1 protein-coding gene is annotated in these 1518 nt (G+C 67.3%); it reads left to right on the top strand.

Annotated features, from left to right (window positions below; all coding sequences use genetic code 11):
- Positions 1-1505: IS66 family transposase (gene tnpC / locus ACFPN9_RS20445; RefSeq protein WP_377817530.1), on the top strand; the 1505-nt coding region annotated here is incomplete at its 5' end.
- Positions 1506-1518 lie beyond the last annotated feature (13 nt).

The raw sequence follows: 1518 nt of genomic DNA on the forward strand, positions 1-1518 counted from the left end.
GTGATCCCGAAACGCTTCAGGCGATGCTGATCGCGCGGGAAGCGGAGATCGAGCGCCTGCGCCAGATCATCAAGGAGTTGCAGCGACACCGCTTCGGCCGCCGGGCAGAGACCTTGCCGGAGGAGCAGCTTTTGCTGGGGCTGGAAGAGGCCGAGCAGGTCGAAGCCGCCGGGTTCGCAGCGTCCGAGGAGACAGCGCCGACTGAGAAGGCCGACCGGGCTCGCCGGCGCCGCGCGAACCGTGGCGCGTTGCCGGCGCATCTGCCGCGGATCGAGACGGTGGTCGATATCGAGAGCGATCTCTGCCCCTGCTGTTCCGGCAAGCTCCATCGCATCGGAGAGGATGTGGCCGAGCGGCTCGACATCGTGCCGGCCCAGTTCCGCGTGCTCGTGCTGCGCCGGCCGAAGTATGCCTGCCGGTCCTGCGAGGACGTCGTGGTGCAGGCTCCGGCACCGGCCCGGCTGATCGAGGGCGGCATCCCGACCGAGGCGACGGTGGCCCAGGTGCTGGTCTCGAAATACGCCGATCATCTGCCGCTGTATCGCCAGACACAGATCTATGCGCGCCAGGGCGTCGCGCTCGATCGCTCGACGCTGGCCGAGTGGGTCGGGCGCGCGGCCTTCCTCCTGCGGCCCGTGCATGACCGGATGCTGGCGGCGCTGAAGAGCTCGCCCAAGCTGTTCGCCGACGAGACCACGGCGCCCGTGCTCGATCCCGGCAGAGGCCGGACGAAGACGGGGCAGCTCTGGGCTTATGTCCGCGATGACCGGCCTTGGGGCGGCGCCGATCCACCCGGCGTCGTCTATGTCTATGCTCCCGACCGCAAGGCGGAACGGCCGATCGCGCATCTCGCCGGCTTCAGGGGCATCCTCCAGGTCGACGGCTACGGCGGCTACAAGGTGCTGGCCGAACGCGGAGAGGTTCGCCTGGCCCTATGTTGGTCCCATGTGCGGCGCCGCTTCTACGAGCTCGCTCAGGCCGGTCCCGCGCCAATCGCCAGCGAAGCCCTCCAGCGCATCGCCGAGCTCTATCGCATCGAGGCAGCGATCCGTGGCCACGATGCCGATGAACGCCGTGCGGCGCGCCAGGAGAAAAGCAGGCCGATCCTCGAGGTCATGGAGCCATGGCTGAGGGAGAAGCTCAGCTTGATCAGCCAGAAGACGAAACTTGCCGAGGCGATCCGCTATGCGCTCTCGCGCTGGGAGGGCTTGAGCCTCTTCCTCGATGACGGCCGCGTCGAAATCGACTCCAACACCGTCGAGCGCTCGATCCGACCGCTCGCCCTGACCAGGAAGAATGCGCTCTTCGCCGGCTCCGATGGCGGCGCGGAGCATTGGGCCGTCATCGCCTCGCTCGTCGAAACCGCGAAACTCAACAGCATCGAGCCGCACGCCTATCTCGCCGACATCATGACCAGGATCGTCAACGGCCATCCCAATAGCCGCATCGACGAACTGCTGCCCTGGGAATATCCGGCTCAGGCCGCTCTCAGGGATGTGGCCTGAGGACGACGCTTAC

The organism is Allobosea massiliensis, from assembly GCF_042655245.1.
Classification (GTDB): domain Bacteria; phylum Pseudomonadota; class Alphaproteobacteria; order Rhizobiales; family Beijerinckiaceae; genus Allobosea; species Allobosea massiliensis.